We start from the raw sequence: 20,170 nt of genomic DNA on the forward strand, positions 1-20,170 counted from the left end.
TTTAGAAGTTAACATTCACCCCAAACGAAAACGCACGGTACATAGGATAGTTTTGCTCGTAATACGCGGGATTGTTCGCATCCTCAGTAACGGTCGGAACATAGGTCTCTTCCGGATCATACATATGATCCCAGGTTCCCTTCGCAAACTCGAACAGGTCCTGTCCGCTCACATACACCCTCAGGCCATGAATTTTAAAATCCCTGATCTGCAGATTCGTGAACGTATACCCTACACTGATATTCTTCATTCTCAGATATCTCGTATTTTCCAGCCACTTCGAGGAGAACGCATAGTTATTCCCCTTGACGGTTCCATTATTGGAAAGACGGGGATACATAGCGTTGGGATTCGCCGAAGAAAACGTCTTGCCATAGAAATAATCCAGAGGCTGGAACCAGGACTGCCCCAGAGGAACACCAAAATTGCCATTACCCCTCCACACATATTTATTTCCCGTACCCTGCAGAATAAAGGAAAAGTCAAACCCCTTATAGCTCAACCCACCAGTCATGCTGTAAGTCAGCTTCGGGATCTGCGATCCGAGAAACACCGCATCTCCGTTATGCCCCTTCGTCTTATCCCCATAGGTAGTTATCTGACCGTCGCCGTCGATATCCTGATACATCATATCCCCGATTCCAAGACCGCCGTATCCATTGGGCTGCGTCGCGGGCACAATGCCCTTGCCTGCATATTTGGAAGCATACGCGTCCAGCTCAGCCTGATTCCGGATCACCGAAGCCTTGTATCCAAAATAGGAATTCAGCGGATACCCCTGCCTGGCCTGCGTCAGACCGAGGTTATAGTTATCCTGTCCCTGCAGATTGGTGATAGTATTCGTATTGTAGTTCAGGATCACACCGAGATTGTAACGAACCTGCCCGACCTTGTCGTTCCACTGACCATTGAATTCCCAGCCTTTATTCAACAGGGCTCCGGCATTGGCCGTCGGAGCAGCAGCGCCCAGGGTCGATGGATAGGTTATGCTGACCAGCATGTTGTTGTTATTCTTTCTATAGATATCGAAAGAAAGGTTCAGCCTCGAATGGGCCAGCGCGAGATCGAAACCCAGATTCTTCGTTTCGATCGTTTCCCACGTGCGATCCGGCGAAGCGATCCCCTTCAGCGAAGCCAGCTTGGATACCGTCGACCCGTCGATAGGATACTGTCCCCCTATATTGATCTGCTGGATATAGTCGAACAGACCCAGTGAAGGCAGGTCCTGGTTTCCGGTCTTGCCCCACGACGCCCGTATTTTAAACAAATTGACCACATCATTACTAAATATATTCCGGAAAAACTCTTCTCCGGAGACCTTCCACGCCGCCGAAATGCTCGGATAGATTTCGCTCCATCGTTTCTCCGGCGAGAATTTCGAACTCCCATCCTTCCGCAATGTCCCCTCCAGATAGTACTTGCCGTCATAGGAATAGGCCGCACGACCGAAAAAGGACTGCAGCGCCCACGGGTTATTGTCCCAGTAGTCCCCGGCCCGGAGGTTCGAAGGATCGGACAAGGGCAGCGTGAATACGGTATTGCTCGAGAAATCCGACCCCTGCATATATTCCGACTGCCGCGTGAACTTCTCGCTCGAAGCCCCCGCCATCAGCTTCACATCATGCCTGCCGAACTCCCTGCTGTAGTTGACGTACGTCGTATAATTCTTGTAGACAGAATTGAAATTGCTGTAGCTCGCCCTGTTCGGGTTGTTCCGGATCAGCGAGTTGGGCGTATTGTCCCAGTTGTGCTCGATATTGGTAGGGTAATTGGCATTGTCGTCATGCCGCTGAATATTGATCCCGACCTGACCCGTCCATACCAAACCCCTGACCGGCTCGAAGTCCAGCTTCACGTTGTTGCTCCAGCGGGAATCAGTCTTTGTCTCATTACCACCCATGGTCAGCTCCTGAAAAGGATTCTCATATCCCTGATAACCGTAATAATTCCCGGCAGGATTTCTCACGGGCAGATACGAGAACATCTTCAGTCCGTTGTCGATCGCATCGTTCAGCTCTGACGGCTGCTGCGTATTCATATAGTCATACGCCGTATTGAGATCCAGCTTGAGATTCTTCAGCAGATTGGTCTGCAGATCGATCCGCAGATTATCGCGTACCGCCCTGTTCGTTCCCGCGGAAATATTGCCATTGTCCCTCGTATCCCCAAACGATATGACGTAAGAGGAATTTTCGCCGCCACCCGAGATGCTCAGGTTGTGCGTAGGCCGGAAGGACGTTTTGAAAAGACTCCGGTACCAGTCCCTCGACTGATAGAACATCGGAAAGGACGTCACGCCCCAGTTTTCCCCCGGTCCTACACCAGGATCATTGGCCGCGATCTTCGCCAGCGTGCTATCGGAGAAGGTCTGCGGATCGCCGTCGTTCTTGTTCGCCTCATTGAACATCTTTACAAAATGATCCGTCGAAACCATCCTCCTCATCATACCCGGCTTCTTGACAGCCCCGTTGAAACTATACGCAATATTCGGTTTACTCGACTTCCTACCCCTCTTCGTAGTCACCAGCAGAACCCCATCCGCCGCACGCGCGCCATAAATAGCCGCCGTAGCATCCTTCAGAATGGTGATGTCCTGGATATCCTGCGGGTTGATCAGGCTAAGATCACTCGGGATCCCGTCGATCAGCACCAGCGGTACATTGCCGTTGATGGAGGACGCTCCCCTTATCGAAAGCTGATAACCCTGCCCTCCCGGCTGCCCGCTGTTACGCGTGACTGACGCGCCCGGGACAAGGCCCTGCAGGGCGTCGAGAGCGCCCGTCACAGGACGGGATTCCAGCTTCTCCCCTCCTATTCTCGCAACGGAACCCGTCAGATCGGTCTGCTTCAGTTTCGTACCATAACCCACGACAACCACCTCATTGAGGCCGTTCGGCGCGCCTTTCAGAACAATACGGACGGGCTGCGCGCTGGCACGCACCTGCTCGGGCTGATAGCCGATGCCGCTGATCTCCAGCACAGCATTCTCCGGCACTTCCAGCTCGAAATGACCATTGGCGTCCGTCGTCGTCCCGCCTCTTTTGCCCTGGATGCTAACGGAGATTCCCTGCAATGGCTTGCCCGTACTATCTGTCACATCCCCTTTTACCGGGACCGTCTGCATCATTTCACCGGCGGAGGTTACGGCAATCACCTTGTCATTGATGATCTTATAGATCAATCCATTGCCGCGGACCAGCCTGTCCAGCGCGTCCGTAATGGTTATCTTTTTCTCGTGCAGATCGACCCGCAGATTGTCGGGTACCGTATTGGAGTTGTACAGAAACCTGTACCGCGAATTTTTTTCGATGATCTCAAACGCCTTTTTCAGCTTGACATTCTTGAGATCGAGGCTAATCGTCAGATCGTTTTGGCCATATGCTTTAGCTGATACCTGGAGGCAGCCAGCCAATAATAAAACTACGGTTAGTTTCATAATAAGAAGCATTTTTTGGAGCCTTATAGGGCTGGCAACAAATGGAAATAATTTATTTTCCATACATTTACAACAAGTTTAATTGTTAGAAAAGACCCTCCCGTTTCAACGCTGGGTGAAGGTTTTTACAATTGAATCCGGGCGGGGAATGTAGGGCATTTCCCGCCTTTTTTTATGAGATGGTATGTGGGACTGTTGGGTTATGTCATAGCTGTAGTTTTGGTTGAATATAGATTAGTCAATATAGATCTCATTGCTGGTTCGTCTGTAAGTAAAAGGCGCGATCGCCTGCAGCTCCTTCAACGCCTCCTCGATATTCTCCTCTTCGAACCGCCCGGTAAACTTGAAATTCCTGGCCCTCTCGCTCCTGAAAATTATTTCCACATTATAGCGCCGCTGCATCTGCTCCGCAAGCTCATAAAAACTCTCTTCCGTAAAAAATAACTTGTTCACCATCCACGCCGTATCGGGCGCCAGGCTTATTTGGGGAGTGAGGAGAACAGCCTTGATGGGCTTGATGGTCGATTCGGCGACCAGCCTGTCCGGTTTGGAACTCACTACACTGCTTTTATTATCGTTCCGGACAATGATCCGCTGATTGGGTACCAGCGTGATTTTTTTCCCATTGTTTCCCTTCGTGGTCACTTCGATAGAACCACTGATCAGCGAAGCCTGCCCGCTCTTGTCCTCCGGATAGGCCGAGACATTGAACACCGTCCCCAGATCGGTCACGTCGAAGTTCCTCGTATGGACCAGGAACAAATGCAGCGAATCGTGCTTTACTTTGAATAGGGCTTCACCTACAAGGGAGACTTCCCTCCTCCCGCTATTAAAATCTGCTGTTGAATAGGTAAGAGTAGAAAAAGAATTGAGCCAGACCTCAGTGCCGTCCGGCAGCACAACGCTCGTCCGCGACCCCGCCGGGGTATATATCTTACTGATCGTCCTGGGATCTTCCGCTTTATTGACAGGGTGCCCGACTAAGAAGAATTTCCAGGCCAGGGCAATCACGGCGACCGCGCACAACGCCAGGGCCGCCCTTTTTATCCTCCTCACCACCGGCCGACGGGCCACCACAGGCCCCTCGTTTTGGAACATACCTCCCTGCTCGTCGATATGAACATCCGATACCACCTGCGAATCCAGCGAATTGTAGAACTTCCGCATATCGCTTCGGACAGCGTCATCGTTCTCATTTGCCTTCAACAGCTGCATAAGCTCCTCGAACTCACCCTCGGTACAGGTCCCCGCAGCAAACTTTTCCAGCAAATCGTAAATACGCGACATGCCCATAAGACGGCCGCCGGCCAAAAATGTACTACTGCTAAATAAAAAAATTAGTCCACGTTACTCCTTAGGTAGGAAACGATATTCTCGATCGCCTTCGCCAGCTGATTCCGCACGGTATTGGGAGAGATCTGCAGCAGGGAAGCTATTTCTTTACGCGGCCTGTCCTCCGCCCGGGACAGAAGATAGACAGCCCTGCGCTGGGGCGGCAGCTGTTCGATGGCCTGTTGTATAATGGCATGATACTCTTTCGATTCCACCCCGATACCCACGTGCTCTTCGCTGCTGAGACGAAGACGATGCCAGAGGTCCTGCTTTTTCTTCTGGTCGGCGGCGGAAGCCCGTAAAGAGTCGATTACCTTATTCTCGGTGAGCTTGTAAAGAAAAGAAGAGATGCTCTTGATCTCCGATATCTGATCGCGTATCAGCCACAACTTTAAAAAAACGTCCTGGATGATATCCTTCGCCGCCACATCGGATTTTAGCAACTTTAAAGCAAACAAATAAAGTGGCTGCTCGTACTCGCGGAACAGCTCGTTGAACAGGTGCTCCAGCATGTCTTTCTGACTATCGGGCGTAACACTATCGCAATCGTCGTGCAACATCTGGTTCGTCTTTGGCATCGCAAAATAATAATATTTCGGCATATTGCACTAAGTTTACCACCTCTCCGAATTATTACCATGGACAATTTTCAACGCAACACAACACTCATTTTACTGTTTCTTATATTCAACTGTTCCGGCCTGTTCGCACAAAAAGCCACCCTCCCCACACAGTGGACAAAGACAGCCCTCGCAGCCGAAACTCCCTTTCCCGAATACCCTCGCCCCCAACTACAGCGCTCCGCGTGGATGCCATTAAATGGTAAATGGGACTATCAGGGCGGCGCCGCCATCGCCGACGCACTCGATCCGGAAAAACCGATTGCATTCGATAAAACCGAACAGATCCTCGTCCCCTACTGCCCCGAGTCGGTCCTTTCCGGCATCCGGCGCAAACAGGAGATCAACATGTGGTACCGGCGCAAGCTGACAATTCCGGATACCTGGAAGAACAAACAGATCATCATCCAGCTCGAAGCCGTGGCCCACCATACCACCCTGTTCGTCAACGGCCGCAAGATCGGCTCCCACGCCGGCAGCTACGACGCATTCAGCTTCGACATCACAAAATATCTCACCAACGGAGACAACACCCTCATAGCCGCCGTCAAAGACGCCAACGACGGCCGTGTCCCTTCCGGCAAAAGCGGACCCCGCGGCGACTATACCTTCTGCTCCGGCATCTGGCAGTCGGTATGGCTCGAACCCGTCAGCAAAAACTACGTCGAAAACATCCGGCTATTACCCGACCTGACAAACAGTCGCCTGAAAGTATGGGTCAGCACGCCGGCCCCCGCAAAGCTTACAGCAACCGCTTTCGACGGAGACAAACCAGTGGCCACTACCGAATCAACGACCGGCACCTACTTTTATCTCCCCATTAAATCACCGAAGACCTGGTCACCCGACACGCCCTTCTTATATGACCTGAAGATCCGCCTCGAAGAAGGCGGAAAGACCATCGACGAGATCACCAGCTACTTCGGAATGCGCGACATCCGCCTCGGCAAACTCAACGGCACCATCCGTCCCATCATCAACGGAAAATTCACCATGCAGCTCGGCCTGCTCGACCAGGGCTACTGGCCCGACGGCATCCTGACCGCCCCCACCGAAGAGGCCATGAAATTCGACATGCAGTTCACGAAAAACGCCGGCTTCAATCTTATCCGAAAACACATGAAGACCGAGCCCCGGCGCTTCTATTACTGGGCCGACAAACTCGGACTATTCGTCTGGCAGGACATGCCCGCCATCTGGTACCAGAATGAAGACACCGCCCGCACCCGCACCGAATTCCGCAAAGAGCTGAAAGCCCTCATCGACCAGCACTACAATTCCCCCTCCATCATCACCTGGGTACCCTTCAACGAGAACTGGGGCGCCTTCGACGCAAAAGAAATTGCCGACTGGGTCAAACAATACGACCCCTCCCGTCTCGTCAACGGCAACTCTGGATTTAATAACAATCCCTCTTATCAAAAGGCATACGGTGACCCCGGCAACGGCGACTACGTCGACACCCATATCTACGTCGGTCCATACGGCGCTTCAAAACCCGACGACCACCGCGCCGCCTCCCTCGGCGAGTTCGGCGGAGTCGGCCTCTTCGTACGCGACCACATGTGGCCCGTCCACAACAACGCTTACGACTACGAACCCACGAGGTCAAGACTGACCGACCGATACGTCTTCCTCCTCGACGAGGTCGAACAGTTGATGAAGTACAAGGGCCTCAGCGTCGCCATCTATACCCAGACCACCGACGTCGAACACGAGATCAACGGCATCCTCACCTATGACCGCGCCGTCGAAAAAATGGAGACCGACCGCGTCCGGGCCGTCAACGAAGCCGTCATTCGGTCAGGCTATGCACTATCGCAACAGACAAACTTAACCTATTAATAATATTTCGTATATTTGCTAAAATACGCAAAGTACATGTGTAGAGCTTCTGTGAGGAATCTGGTCCTGATGATATCCCTGGTCCCGCTCCTTTCCTGTCATACCCTCAAATTTTACGGCGACGCCGGCAAACCCATCTTTACCTCCGTCCCCGGATCGACCGTCGCCACAGGACCGGCAGACTCCCTGAACGTAGTGACATTCAATATCAAAAAAGCCCGAAAGATACAATTGGCGATCACCGAAATGCAACGACTGCAATCGACAACGCCAGTCGATATCTATTTGTTACAGGAAATGAATGAAGAAGGAGTACAGGAAATTGCAGGCGGGTTAGGCCTGAATTACCTCTACATCCCATTTTCATATGACAAGGCGGACAAAAAGGATATTGGCAATGCAATCCTGACAAAGGGCGCGATACAACATTTCGGCAAGCTAATTCTGCCTCACGCCAAATGGCAGAACCGGCAACGGCGGGGTGTTACGGTTGGCGAAGTGACCATCCATGAAAAAGATCCTGGTGCTCAGCGTTCACACTGAGACAGTCGCCATGAGCCGGAAAATGAGAATGGACCAGGTCGATTCCGTCGCCCGTTATGGTTTTCAGGAGTCCTCCCATTATAAATATGTTTTGATCGGCGGCGACTTTAACACCGCCTTTCCAAAATATTCGCGATCGGTCGTGAAAGAGTTCAGCACAACCGGGTTCGACTGGCCGACTTCTAACGTCGGCAGCACCGCAAAGGCAATGATGGGACTGGTAACACCGACCAACGACTACTTATTTTCCAGAGGCTTTGCACCCGGGAATGCCTACGCCGTCCGCAGCTCGAAGTCGAGCGACCACTACCCCGTTTTTGCGACACTGCGGTTCTGAGACGACCCGGATCTTCCGCTCAACGCTCCGATCCTGAGCGCAGCTATTCCTTCCCTGCAACAATAGTTCCCGACCGAACCCCCTGAGCGCTAAAATACCCCAGACACCCCCGCTGATATTGCTGACAGGATTCGCAGGCGAAGCAGTCCCGCCGGACCCGTCGGCATCCTGCTGAAGGGCATACCAGTACTGGTAGACGGTGGAGTCCAGATTGATCATATCGACACGGATCGAATCTCCCGTCCTGACATCCCTGGTCGCGTCGTTCGTATCGTTGTTGAAATCCAGCTGCGTCCTGATCTTCAGCCCGTCCGTGAATTCATCATTGCCGAGAAAATTCGTCTTCTCTTTCCGGCCGTTGACATACTGCTCCCATCGATAATAATTGGGAGTGCCCGCAGGATCGGAATAGACAACCGTCGCATACCGCTTGTCCGTGAGCGTCCCGTTACTGACATAAATACTGTCGATGCCAACCACCGAATTGGGCATGGTCGAAATGGCCGTATAGACCGCTCCACTGAGCACGACCCTAAGACCATACGTGTTTCCCGGCACACCCGTGAGCGCGCTACTCGTATACACTCCCACGCTCGTTTCCGTCAGCGGGTAGACGGACCCGTTGTTCTCGATCGTGACGACAGCCCCGCTGACACCCGCAAACACGTTATTAGAACTAAAATCCTTCGTCTGACTGATAGAGACGCGGGAACCGCCCGGCCGGTCATTGACCACCCCTTCGATCACATATTTGGTGGCGCCGGAATTCAGGTGTACGCTGATCACCCGCTGACAGGCACACAACTGCAACGAGAAAACAAACACTAAAATGATGTTTTTTACGGGTCCCATAAAACCTAGAATTTAAAATTATAAGATATCGACGGTACGAAACTGAACAGCGAACTCTCCACAGCCTCCGTGATATTGGGATCGTTCTTCCCCTCCCGGAAATCGATCTGGTAAGCATTCTTCCGGCCATAGGCATTGTATACCCCAAACACCAGCTCGCTGGAAAACCGTTTTGTCTTCTTCAGCTGGTGGGTGAAGCTAAAGTCGAGCCGGTGGTAATTCGGCATCCGGTAGGCATTCCGGTTGGTGTAGTAGAAGTATACATCCCCGTTGACCTGATATTTACCATTTGGGAAGGTGACAGCATCACCCGTATAGAAAACCCAGTCCGCGGAGAAACTCCACTTCTTGTCGATCTCATACACGCCAACAACAGCGATATCATGGGTCCTGTCCTGCCGGGCATTATACCAGCGGTTATCATTGATACCATCGATCTTTAGCTCCGTCTTCGAGAGGGTATAGCTGACCCATCCCGTGAGCCGGCCGACCTTCTTCCTCAGCAACAGTTCCACCCCATACGCCCTGCCCCGGCCAAAAAGCAGTTCGGATTCGATGGGATGGTTGGTAAAGATATTCGCGCCGTTACGATAGTCTATCTGATTCTGCATGTTCTTATAGTAGGTCTCCACCGTCAGCTCGTATTTGTTTCCGGCCAGATTTTTATAGTACCCGACGGCCCACTGGTCGGCGATCCCGAAGCTTGATCACATTCGTATTCGCCACCCATTTATCCGTCGGCGAACTGGTAGTGCTATTGGAAATAAGGTGGAGGTTCTGGGTATTCCGGACATAGGACGCCTTGACAGATGTAGTGGGATTTAGCTGATAACTGGCCGCGATCCTGGGTTCGGGATTGACATAGGTCTTTACCACCTGGCCGCTCCGGTAATGCAGCGTATCGATGACCCGTCCGCCGGCATCGAAGTTATAGTAGTCCCCCTTGCCGAGCACCGAAAAGGCCGAGACCCTCAGGCCGTAGGTAAGACCAAACCGGTCGCTCGCCTTCCAGGTGTCGGTGACATACACGGCGTTTTCCAGTGAATACCGGCGCTGGAGCATAATAGAATTGATCCCCGGATCATTGCCCTGCGCCGTGATCTCCCCGGGCCGGATGGTGTGAAAAATGGCGTCGAGACCGACACTGACGGTATTCTTCTGACTCGCGTACCACTGCAGCGCCTCCTTCAGATTCCAGTCCCGTATCTGGGAAAAAATATCGAAATCGTTCCCGTCCTGGTTGATATGGATCTTGTAGTCATAATTGCTGTAGACAAGTGAGGTATTGGAGAACAGCCGCGTATTGAACAGGTGGTTCCACCGCAGCGTGGCCGTGGTATTGCCCCAGTTGATGCCAACCGTATTGGACTGGGCAAGAACATCCCTCCCAAAATAGCCCGAAAGATACAGCCGGTCCTTGTCCCCGAAAATGTAATTGGCCTTTGCGTTCAGGTCATAAAAATAGAGCCGGCTCTTGTTGACATTGGAGTCCGAAGAGAGCTTCAGGAAAAGATCGGCATAGGTCCGCCGGCCCGAGATGAGAAAGGAGGACTTGTCCTGCTGGATGGGGCCCTCCGCCGTCAGCCGCGAGGAAATGATCCCGATCCCCCCGTTGACGCTATAGTCTCTGTTGTTCCCGTCATTCATCTTTACGTCGACCACCGAAGAAAGCCTGCCGCCATACTGTGCCGGCATCCCGCCCTTATAGACATCGATATTCTTTATGGCGTCCGAATTGAAGGTGGAGAAGAAACCCAGCAGATGGGAAGGGTTGTATACAACGGCTTCGTCCAGAAGGATCAGGTTTTGATCGGCGGCCCCGCCCCGGACATAAAAACCGCTGTTGCCATCGCCGGCCGACTTGATCCCCGGTAACAGCTGGATGGTCTTGAGGATATCCTTTTCACCGAAAATTACCGGGATCTTGTTCGCCTCGCGGATGTTCAGCTTCTCAAGACCCATCTGGGGACTCTGCAGACTCCTGCCGCCGGAACTGGCCGTAACCGTCACCTGCTGAAGGTCCTTTACTTCTTCATCCATCCCGATATTCTCCACCCGATCGCCCGTCAGCTCAAACTCCACGCTTCGGGTCCTGAACCCCACGGCGCTTATCGTAATCCGGTAGGTTCCGCCGGATGGAAGGGTCAGCGAATAGAACCCATACTCGTTGGTCACCGTGCCGGTGGAAGGCTCTTCGATACGGACCGTCGCACTCAGGATAGTCTCGCCGGTCCCGGCCGCCCGGATAGTACCGCTGACAGTAAATTTCGCCGCCGCCTTATATTTCACTGGCACTAGTTCGCCGGCCAATAAATTATCAGCCGCACCCTTCTTCAGAATAATATTTACCCCCACCTGCCTGTACTGCAAATTCCTGCCTTTGAAAAGCAGCTGCAGGACCCTTGCGACGAGACTGATCTTTCACGGCAAGCGTGATGTCCCGCTGCTGTTCCACGTCTTCCGCCCGGGCCAGAAATTTAAAAGGGGTCCTCGACTCGATCTCATGCAGTGCGTCTTTCATAGGCACATGATTCAGTTGCAGAGAGACCTTTACATCCTCCAGTCGCTGGGCAAAAAGAGATACCGCCTGCGCTAGCGAGGCAAAATAGAACGATCGATACGCGCATAAAAATGGATTAATTGCAGCCCTTGCCGGAAATTGTAATTGTATGATGAATAGTGTCTTCCTGAAAGTTCAGCTCTGTCGCCTCTTTCAGCGCCGCCAGCAATTGCTGCAGAGAGATAGTATTGTCAAAATTGAGATAATACCGGCAACGGCCGATCGCCGGATCTGAAAGAACAAAGGGAACACTGTACCACCTGCCCAGACTGGCGGCGACCTCTTCCATCGTCTGACCAGAGTACTGCAGTTTGCCCTGCCGCCATCCGAGCACCTGACCGGTGTCTATCGTCACCGTCTTGAAACTTCCCGTCACGGCATCCACCTGCACCTGCACTGGCCGCCGTCAGCACATCGAGCACGCGCGCGCTGTCCCCCACCCTGACCTTGCCGCTGATGACGGCAACGGAGGCCAGCCGCTCTCCCGCAAAGACTTGACGTCGAAACGGGTACCCAGTACCGTTGTCTTCAGCGATCCGGCATTCACCACAAAAGAGTGGGCAGGGTCCCCGGCTACGTCGAAATAGCCTTCTCCCTCCAGCCATACTTCCCGGGCGTCCCTCCGCTTTACCAAACTCCGGCGAATACCGGATGGTGCTCGCCGCATTCAGCCACACTTCACTACCGTCCGGAAGACGAACATGCTGAACCTTACCCGAAGGATTCCGCACGGCAACCAGTGCCGGCCTCCCTTCATGACCCATATACTGCCGTACGATCCAGACAGACGCAACCACGATCGCCAGACAGGCCGCCGCCGCCTGCCACCCTCCGATCCGGAACAGCCGCTTCCGGGGCGCCGAACCAGCACCATCTGCCACCGCCGCCCTTATCTGCGTTTGCAGTCTCGATAACATCCTCTCCTGTAAATGATCCTTCTCCTCCACCTCCAGCGTCGGCCATTCAACCGTCAGCACCTCCGCGGAATGATACCAATCCATCAGCTCCCGCAATTCCTCCGGGCTGATCGTTCCAAAAGCATATTTATCGATGAGCTCGTCCAATCGCTCCTGGTTCATAGATAAGTCGTTTAGACATATAGTACACTTTGGAGCCGGTCGTCCCTAAATCAAAAAGGAAATATTTTTTCAGGAAAGAAAAGATTGGAAGAAAATACCCATTTTCCGGATGGATTCCCGGATGGCCTTTAACGCTTTGGTCATATGATATTCAACGGATTTGGGAGACAGATCCATTTTCCCGGCGATCTCTTTTATCGAAAGCTGTTCGTCCCTGCTGTAGACAAATACCAGGCGGGCCTTTTCGGGCAGTTCCTCCACGACGCCCCGCAGCCATTCATCCATAAAAAGCGCGTCCAGCCGCTGTTCGGTCTCATTATGCGCTACGTCATCATCCAACAACTCCCCTCCCATCATCTCCTTCCTTTTCTTACTCCGCGCCATCCCCTTAAAAACCGCAAACTTGACGGCCGTCCCCAGATAGGCAGGCAGCGAACTGATCTCCACAGTCCCGCGCCTTAACCACAACCCCCATCAGCACGTCATTGACAACCTCCTCCGCGGCCTCCTTCGACCGGGTATAATAATAACCAGTCGCAACCAGCCGTTCCCAGTATCTTTTATAAATTTCCGTAAACGCGTCTTCCCTGCCATCCCCGAGCAATTGGAGCAGATCGCTGTCATGTAAATTCGAAAGGATGGCCATTTTGCGGAATTATGCCGCAAAAGTACAAATTCCGGCCTTTCGTCTGCCAACCCCCGCCCACCGATCATCCATCTCCACCATCTTTACAGGACCCTCATTCCGAACGAAGACTCCTCACCGGGTTCTCCAGCGCGGCCTTTATACACTGAAAACTCACCGTGACCACTGTGATCACCAACGCCCCGGCGCCCGATGCAATAAACACCCACGCCGACAGCCCGGTCTTATAGTCGAACTGCTTTAGCCAGTCATTGGAATAATACCAGGCCAGCGGTATGGCTATGAAGCAGGAGATCACCACCAGCCACGTAAACTCCTTCGAGAGCATTTGCCATAGTCGGTATGTCGACGCACCCATTACCTTGCGCACCCCGATTTCCTTTCTGCGCTGTTCCGCAACAAAAGACGCAAGCCCAAACAATCCAAGACAGGAAATAATAACAGCTAACGCAGTGAAGAAAGCCGCCAGACGGCCAATACGCTCTTCATCAGCGAATTTCTGAGCATAATCTTCATCGTTGAACGTATAAACAAAAGGCAACGCGGGGTTGTATTTTTTGAACACCGCTTCGACCCTGGCCAGTGCATCTTTTACGGGCACACCGGTTTTCAAAGCCACGCACACGACACCGATATAGTCATGACTGAGCAGATATACCATCGGCGTAACCGGCTTGTAGGGCGATTCCTGCAAGATATTTTTCACGACACCGATGACACGATATTTCTTGCCATCGTACTGAATATTCTCTCCCACGATATCCTTATTCATGCCGATCTGCTGCACAGCCGCCTCATTCATGACCATGGCAACGCTATCCGTCGAAAATTCCCTCGAAAAATCCCTCCCCTTCCTTCAACTGCCAGCCGATCGATTGACCAAAATCTTCCGACATATACATAAACCCAAAAACTGGATTTGTATTTGGGTTTTTGCCCGCCCAGTTAAAACCGCTCCGCCAGGCGCCCAGATAGGTGGTAGCATCCGACGCCCCAGCCATATTAGCGACCGCACCGGTTGCCAGCAGGTCGTTTCTCATAGCATTGTAGTAGCCGGACAAACCCGGAGGTCCGGGATTGACGGTGATCAGCCCTTCCTTTCGGTAATTGATAGGCCTGTTTTTGGCAAATTGAATTTGCTTGTAGACAATTACCGTTCCAATGATCAATGCGATCGAAAACGTAAACTGCCCTACCACCAATACTTTGCGCGGCAGCGACGCGTACCGGCCCGCGCGGAAAGTCCCTTTCAATACTTTTATGGGATCGAACTTCGACAGATACAGGGCGGGGTAACTGCCGGAGATCAGCCCGGTAACAACCGTAAATGCCAGCGTGCAAAGCCAGAACACGGGACTACCCCACGGCAGAAGTATATGTTTGCCCGCTAGCGAATTAAAAAATGGCAGCAATACAATCACCAGGAAAACAGAAAAGATAAAGGACACGACGGCCACGATTACACTCTCGCTCAGGAACTGGCGTATCAGCTGGCTGCGCAACGAACCAACCGTTTTTCTTATGCCCACTTCTTTTGCACGCTTTTCGCTGCGCGCGGTACTCAGGTTCATGAAATTGATGCAGGCCAGCAGCAGCACAAATACGCCAATAATGAAAAACAGCCTTACCGACTCTATTGGCCCGCCCACGGGTCTGCCGTCTTTAAAATCACTGTACAAATGCCATTTATCCATGGGGTACAGATAAGTGCTCAGCAGGCCGTCCGCCTTCGTTCTATGCGCCATCACGACGTTCCGGACCTTCGTTGCTTCTTTATCCATATCGATATGATCGGCGAGCTGCGCGTAGCATACCCAGGAGCGGTTGTTCCAATCCATGGCGGCATCTTTCACCCGCTGGTCCATGGTGACATACCTGGTCCAGGGCAAAAAGTATTTTGTTTCATAATATCTTGAATCGCTAAAGGTGCTGTTAGCCGGAAAATCATGGAATACTCCGGCCACATGAAAATTGTCCTTGTTGTCCAGTCGGATGATCTTGCCGATGGGTTCAGCATCACCAAACAAGGTTTTCGCAAGGGAGGCAGTGATCAGAATGGAAGAGGGGTCGCTCAGGGCATTGATATTTCCCTTTACCATGTCAAGGGAGAACATCACCGGGAACTGCGGTTCCACCCATGGGCCGCGGGCGGTAAACGTTTTGTCCCCCACCGTTAACACATGGCTCCAGCACCATGTCGCCATGGAAAGATATTTAAAATCGTTTCCATATTTGCTCCGCAATTCCCCGGCAATTGGCCGGCATACGTTCGGTTCGGTGCCTGCCGTTCCATCGTCGCTAAAAGTGGTGGTCATTACCTGGGCCAGCTGAGCGTGGTTCGCAAACGAATGGTCGTAAGTCAGCTCATCCCATATCCATAATCCGATAAGCATGGCGACGGCCATACCCGCCGAAAGCCCCAGCACATTGATGGCCGAATAAAGTTTGGTCCTGACAAGGTTTCTCCACGCGATCTTTACGTAATTTCTAAACATATAACTGCGGTTTATTTTTTCAGGAACCCCTAATGGGGGGCCTCCTGACCGCAATATTACCGGTCGCATTCGGGACCAGGGTGCCAACTTATCAATTGGCACCTCATTTTTCAGGCTGTTTTTGTACTCCGCCGGAGTCTTGCCGGTCATTTCTTTGAAAACCCGGTTGAAAGTCGTTTTGGAATTGAAGCCCGACTCGTAGGCAATACCGATTATCGTGATCTGGCTAAAAGCCGGATCCAGCATCTTCCGGGCAATATCACGCACCCGGAATTCATTGATAAAATCGCTAAAATTCTTCCCCAGCCCTATATTCAATATCCGCGACAGTTCATGCGGATGGATCGCCAGTTTCTCCGCCAGCCCGGCCAGGGTCAGTTCGGCATCCTCATAAAGGCGCTTTGCCGCCACCGCCTCCTTTAACCTCCCGCCTTTCTCCCTGGCATCCCACGCCTCCGGTCTGTCCCTGATCGTCGGGGTCGCCTGATCCAACCCCAACACCCCCTCCACGGCCACTGGCCATAACGACAATTGCCAACCCAAAAAGAAACCATCATTAAATACCGCCAACCCGCAAAACAAAGCTACCAACCTTAGCACCCACTCCAGCCGCCGGAACGCAAACCGCGGCCTGTCCATCAATATCACCCTCTGTCGGGCATAATAATCCCCGATCAGCCGCTGCGACAGCCACAAATAAACGATGATAAATGTCGCAACGAGCCACTCCGGCCCCCAAACCCCCAGCAACAGCGGGCCCGCAAAATGCAGCCCATCCTTCTGGCCGGGCCGCCGCTCCGGGTAGATCAACTGTCGAACATATAAATAAAGTAGCGGCCCCAGCGCCGGCAAAAACAACGAAGATAAGCCCCCTGCCCTGAGCACAACAACGGTCAACGCAGCACTCAAAAGCAGGCTCGCCGTCTGCCCAGCTCTTTTCACAAACCCTAATAACAACGCAAGCGTCACCCCGGAGAACAAGGTCCCCAGACTGACGAGCTCATACAGGCTTATATGATTAAGATACAAGCGCAAATTTGACTATCATAAATTTATGGAAAATTCAGCCCTGACGCAGAGTTTTGAATGCCGCCCCGCTTTTGCCCAAAACGTTAGCTACCCCGACTTTTCATCTATTTGGACGGTCATTGTACCGAAACCGGGCATAGTTCAACAGGCAATTTAAAATACAAATTATTGTTGCCCAATAGCATGCAAAACAGGCACCGTTACTGCGGATCTAATAGCAAACCCCTTCTTCATGATCCTGACTTTCTTCAGAACTGCCTGCCGGAAGGCATTACCACTTTTAGTAATGGTTTGCATAGGTGGCTGTCATAACAGGCAACACTCGCAGTGGGATCTTGCTACCATTGACACGACTATCGCGGAAAATGTCGCCTACAGACAGTTGGACAGGGAAAAAGAGATCTTTTCGGTAGCGGAGGACGAAGACAGTTCGATAAAAAGGACTAGCGGGGTAGCCTACTTTACCAAAGGACATATAAATCTTACTGACAGCAATTCCGCCAGACTCAACAATTGCCGGGCCTGGTTTTTTCGCCATGACACGCTAACGATAAACATTGGGATTGGAAATGGCTTCGGTGGCTGGGGATTTGTTATCAGCTTCAAAAACAAAAGATTTCACACAGAACCCTACTTTGTCACCGATATTGGCATCCCCGACAAACCAGTTTATGACATCGTATACCAAAGTCTGACCCTGGATAAGCCGGTATATAAGCCAGGTGACAGTCTCTACGGAAAAATTGATTTCAAATGCTTTGAAGCCAATGGTTTCAGGCGCAGGATCGGGCATTCGGGCAAAGGATACTTTCGAACCAAAGTCAAATGAGCTTTTTCAACCTCACCACACGATCCGCAGCGTCTGCCGGTTGCCGGTTATCAGTATCTCCGCCGACACAAAACGCAGCTCACACACCCGCGTATGGTCGGAAAACACAACCTCCAGGATCGGCACCTTGTCAGCGTATTTTCCCCGCACGGGTACCTCCTCCAGCACGAACGGGCCGTTCCCCCGCGTCCTGTCCTGAACACCCATCCGCTGCGCATGCGCACGCGGACCGTAGTACAACGGCACCACAGCTCCCTTCTCCGTAACCGCGATCTGGTAAACCGCCGATCTCGTGACCAGATTCCAGCCAGTCGTCCGGCCATTCTGAACGATACTGTCTATCTGCGAAAAACAACTGCCAGGCCCCAGCCCCGCAATAACGGCTAAAAACCAGCCAACCCTGACGGATCTCACTATTTGATAAACTCCCAATTCCCGATATTGTATTTTTTACCTTTGTAATTTCCCTTCCTTGAAACGACGCCTCTCCCTTTGACAACGCTGAGTACTACGCTATTGTATACGCCCTTACGATAGTCATAGGTCAGTCCGTCGTCCTCGAACAGCGCGGCATCCGAGGCCCCGTCACCGAAGACGACACAGCGCACACTAAAAACGGTGTTCGCATCCACATGCTCCACCGGCTCCGCCACAGGGATAATGGAACCTGACCTCACCCACAACGGCAGCCTGTCAAGGGATATCTCCAGCAAATATGACTTTCCGCCCTCATACCTCTGGTGCGAATAATAGTCATACCATATACCCTCCGGAAAATAGACAGTTCTTGCCGCACTGTCCATCGTGGCCGGCGCCGCCATGATACTCGGGCCGATCATATACTGATTGGCGATCGGGCGCACCTTCCTGTCAGCAGGAAAATCCATCACCAGAGGCCGGAAAGGCGGTATTCCCTTATTGTAATAATCGGCAAAGGCCGAATATAGATAAGGTATCAGCGACATCCTCTCCCTGAACATCGACCCCACCAGCTTTCTCCAGCTCGTCAGCCCGTTCGTGCTTCACGTCCTGATTGTTGAGCGACCTGTTCAGCTGAAACCACGGAGCATTCTTCAGGAACCATGCATCCACCACGGACTGAGGCGCCAGCAGCATCGTCTGCAGCCTCCGGATAAAATCCGTTTCATTCTTCGAGTCACGCAGCTCCGGCGACCACAGCAGCCCTCCAAAACTCGCCGTAGAGATCATGCTGATATAATCGTCATGCCCGTAAATATCGCTGTAGAGCACCGCTGGCAATGAAGAATTGAAAAGATTCGAAGCCCGGTAGTCGAAATAAGTCCGCTGGTTCTTTCGCCGGTAGACATCGGCCAGCGTATTTGCGTATAAAGACCCGAACAACTGGTGCATCTGCTCCCCGTCTATCCCGGAAGGGAACCGCGTCATATCCGGGAACCCCCAGGTAGCTTTCCCGTCGACGATGTTGGAGTTATCGCACTCGTCCAGCTTGAAAGACGCAATTCCTTTATCGACAAGGTTTTTCCGATGATAATCCGCGAACACCGCCGCAGCCCTGGGATCGGCAAAATCAGGTACCAACCCGCGCCACACCAGAAAATCGCCGGACATTCGCTCCAGGTCTTTATAGAACGGCGCGGCGGGATTGACATAAGCATGCTCCCATAGGTTCAGCCGCAAATGCATCTTCCAAAGACTATCGATCATCTCCTGCGGCCTGGGAAACTTCTCCGACCACACATAGCTGCAGGAATACGAACGCGAATGCCAGCCTGGCTCCAGCCCCAGCACATCACACGGGATATGGCTGTTCCGGAAATAGTTCGCCATCCTCAGCACACCCGCCTCGTCGAAGTCTCCCTTCACCCGGTACTTTATCCCCAGGCCCCAGTACGGCGGAAGCACGCCACCCCCGGAGAACAAATTGTACCGCTGCACACTCTCCCGCAGCGTCGCCCCTGGAAGAGGAAGATCTCCACCCCTTCCGCCCCCGGAATATCGATCCACACCGCGGCCTTGCTCTGCGCCCGGTTGGCGTACAGCTCCTCCGTCGTGAACTTCATCCCTTCCCCCCTGCCCGCGGCCGTGTCCCGCAGATTCAGCTCCTGATTGGAGCCGCAGAGGAAGCTGATATAGCGCGAAGAATTGACCAGCACGCCATATCCAGCCGTCGAGACATAGAACGGCTCAGGCGCATGCGTATAACCGATATCCGAAACAGGCCGGTCATTCACGATAGGCCGCTTCCGCAACCCACGCTGCTCAAAACTGCCCACCTGCATCCCGAATCCATACAACTGCTCGTCGTCCCCCAGCGGAACGCGAACCTGCACGCCACGGCTGTTACGCACGAAACGGATAGACCTGACATCAAAAGGCAGCGGCGCATTGCTCAGCGCCCGCATCTCCTCCAACCGTGGCTTCTCCCTGCAAAACGAGTATGGCGAATACCTGTCCGGCGTCCCCACGGTAAGCCGGACCACCCCGAGCGCAATAATATCCACCTTTACATCCTGCTGCGCCATCACCGATATACCCCACAGCAAACAGACAAACAGACTGACAATTTTAATTCTCATCATAATTTT

21 protein-coding genes are annotated in these 20,170 nt (G+C 52.6%); 2 read left to right on the forward strand and 19 right to left on the reverse strand.

Annotated elements, in window-relative coordinates; all coding sequences use genetic code 11:
• Nucleotide 1: 1 nt before the first annotated feature.
• The 3 genes from ACQ86N_RS26225 to ACQ86N_RS26235 form a co-directional block, all read right to left on the reverse strand.
• Complete coding sequence (locus tag ACQ86N_RS26225) at nucleotides 2–3,436, reverse strand: SusC/RagA family TonB-linked outer membrane protein (protein ID WP_431209630.1); 3,435 nt, start codon at nucleotides 3,434–3,436, stop codon at nucleotides 2–4.
• A gap of 234 nt (nucleotides 3,437–3,670) precedes the next feature.
• Nucleotides 3,671–4,723, reverse strand: a complete 1,053-nt coding sequence (locus ACQ86N_RS26230) for a FecR family protein (protein ID WP_431209631.1) — start codon at nucleotides 4,721–4,723, stop codon at nucleotides 3,671–3,673.
• A 50-nt stretch (nucleotides 4,724–4,773) separates the two neighbouring features.
• A complete protein-coding gene (locus ACQ86N_RS26235) occupies nucleotides 4,774–5,370 on the reverse strand; it encodes an RNA polymerase sigma-70 factor (RefSeq protein WP_431209632.1) in 597 nt (198 codons plus the stop codon).
• Between the two features lie 36 nt (nucleotides 5,371–5,406).
• Between ACQ86N_RS26235 and ACQ86N_RS26240 the strand changes: the two genes are divergently transcribed.
• Entirely contained in the window at nucleotides 5,407–7,233 is a 1,827-nt protein-coding gene (locus ACQ86N_RS26240; protein ID WP_431209633.1) for a glycoside hydrolase family 2 protein, read from the forward strand.
• 69 nt (nucleotides 7,234–7,302) lie between these two features.
• Complete coding sequence (locus ACQ86N_RS26245; RefSeq protein ID WP_431209634.1) at nucleotides 7,303–7,776, forward strand: endonuclease/exonuclease/phosphatase family protein; 474 nt, start codon at nucleotides 7,303–7,305, stop codon at nucleotides 7,774–7,776.
• A 78-nt stretch (nucleotides 7,777–7,854) separates the two neighbouring features.
• On the opposite strand, the gene ACQ86N_RS26250 is transcribed toward ACQ86N_RS26245, so the two are convergent.
• From ACQ86N_RS26250 to ACQ86N_RS26325, 16 genes are all read right to left on the reverse strand, one after another.
• Nucleotides 7,855–8,010 carry a hypothetical protein gene (locus ACQ86N_RS26250; protein WP_431209635.1) on the reverse strand — a complete coding sequence of 52 codons (156 nt, stop codon included), beginning with the start codon at nucleotides 8,008–8,010 and terminating at the stop codon, nucleotides 7,855–7,857.
• Between the two features lie 7 nt (nucleotides 8,011–8,017).
• Nucleotides 8,018–8,965, reverse strand: coding sequence for a DUF4249 domain-containing protein (locus tag ACQ86N_RS26255; RefSeq protein WP_431209636.1), 948 nt, complete (start codon nucleotides 8,963–8,965; stop codon nucleotides 8,018–8,020).
• 5 nt (nucleotides 8,966–8,970) lie between these two features.
• On the reverse strand, nucleotides 8,971–9,597 hold the full coding sequence (locus tag ACQ86N_RS26260; RefSeq protein ID WP_431209637.1) for a hypothetical protein: 627 nt from the start codon (nucleotides 9,595–9,597) through the stop codon (nucleotides 8,971–8,973).
• Between the two features lie 31 nt (nucleotides 9,598–9,628).
• A complete protein-coding gene (locus tag ACQ86N_RS26265; RefSeq protein ID WP_431209638.1) occupies nucleotides 9,629–11,254 on the reverse strand; it encodes a TonB-dependent receptor in 1,626 nt (541 codons plus the stop codon).
• Between the two features lie 28 nt (nucleotides 11,255–11,282).
• The gene (locus tag ACQ86N_RS26270; RefSeq protein ID WP_431209639.1) at nucleotides 11,283–11,486 is read right to left on the reverse strand and encodes a hypothetical protein; all 204 of its coding nucleotides are present in this window, start codon (nucleotides 11,484–11,486) and stop codon (nucleotides 11,283–11,285) included.
• A gap of 115 nt (nucleotides 11,487–11,601) precedes the next feature.
• Nucleotides 11,602–11,814, reverse strand: coding sequence for a DUF4974 domain-containing protein (locus tag ACQ86N_RS26275; RefSeq protein ID WP_431217604.1), 213 nt, complete (start codon nucleotides 11,812–11,814; stop codon nucleotides 11,602–11,604).
• Nucleotides 11,717–12,604, reverse strand: coding sequence for a hypothetical protein (locus ACQ86N_RS26280; RefSeq protein WP_431218004.1), 888 nt, complete (start codon nucleotides 12,602–12,604; stop codon nucleotides 11,717–11,719). Before ACQ86N_RS26280 ends, ACQ86N_RS26275 begins: the two co-directional genes overlap by 98 nt.
• Before the next feature lie 69 nt (nucleotides 12,605–12,673).
• Nucleotides 12,674–13,051 carry a sigma factor-like helix-turn-helix DNA-binding protein gene (locus tag ACQ86N_RS26285; protein ID WP_431209640.1) on the reverse strand — a complete coding sequence of 126 codons (378 nt, stop codon included), beginning with the start codon at nucleotides 13,049–13,051 and terminating at the stop codon, nucleotides 12,674–12,676.
• On the reverse strand, nucleotides 12,993–13,250 hold the full coding sequence (locus ACQ86N_RS26290) for an RNA polymerase sigma factor (protein ID WP_431209641.1): 258 nt from the start codon (nucleotides 13,248–13,250) through the stop codon (nucleotides 12,993–12,995). Before ACQ86N_RS26290 ends, ACQ86N_RS26285 begins: the two co-directional genes overlap by 59 nt.
• A gap of 94 nt (nucleotides 13,251–13,344) precedes the next feature.
• Complete coding sequence (locus ACQ86N_RS26295; protein ID WP_431209642.1) at nucleotides 13,345–14,058, reverse strand: ABC transporter permease; 714 nt, start codon at nucleotides 14,056–14,058, stop codon at nucleotides 13,345–13,347.
• Between the two features lie 7 nt (nucleotides 14,059–14,065).
• Entirely contained in the window at nucleotides 14,066–16,774 is a 2,709-nt protein-coding gene (locus ACQ86N_RS26300) for an ABC transporter permease (RefSeq protein WP_431209643.1), read from the reverse strand.
• 544 nt (nucleotides 16,775–17,318) lie between these two features.
• Nucleotides 17,319–17,567, reverse strand: coding sequence for a hypothetical protein (locus ACQ86N_RS26305; RefSeq protein ID WP_431209644.1), 249 nt, complete (start codon nucleotides 17,565–17,567; stop codon nucleotides 17,319–17,321).
• Nucleotides 17,568–17,615: 48 nt separating this feature from the next.
• Nucleotides 17,616–18,017 (reverse strand): hypothetical protein, encoded by a 402-nt coding sequence (locus ACQ86N_RS26310; protein ID WP_431209645.1) that lies wholly within the window; start codon nucleotides 18,015–18,017, stop codon nucleotides 17,616–17,618.
• Complete coding sequence (locus tag ACQ86N_RS26315; protein WP_431209646.1) at nucleotides 18,017–18,568, reverse strand: DUF5110 domain-containing protein; 552 nt, start codon at nucleotides 18,566–18,568, stop codon at nucleotides 18,017–18,019. Before ACQ86N_RS26315 ends, ACQ86N_RS26310 begins: the two co-directional genes overlap by 1 nt.
• Complete coding sequence (locus ACQ86N_RS26320; RefSeq protein ID WP_431209647.1) at nucleotides 18,519–19,520, reverse strand: TIM-barrel domain-containing protein; 1,002 nt, start codon at nucleotides 19,518–19,520, stop codon at nucleotides 18,519–18,521. The genes ACQ86N_RS26315 and ACQ86N_RS26320 overlap by 50 nt, the downstream gene beginning before the upstream one ends.
• Entirely contained in the window at nucleotides 19,457–20,164 is a 708-nt protein-coding gene (locus ACQ86N_RS26325) for a hypothetical protein (RefSeq protein ID WP_431209648.1), read from the reverse strand. Before ACQ86N_RS26325 ends, ACQ86N_RS26320 begins: the two co-directional genes overlap by 64 nt.
• Nucleotides 20,165–20,170 lie beyond the last annotated feature (6 nt).

It is taken from the genome of Puia sp. P3, from assembly GCF_050632245.1.
GTDB lineage: Bacteria > Bacteroidota > Bacteroidia > Chitinophagales > Chitinophagaceae > Puia.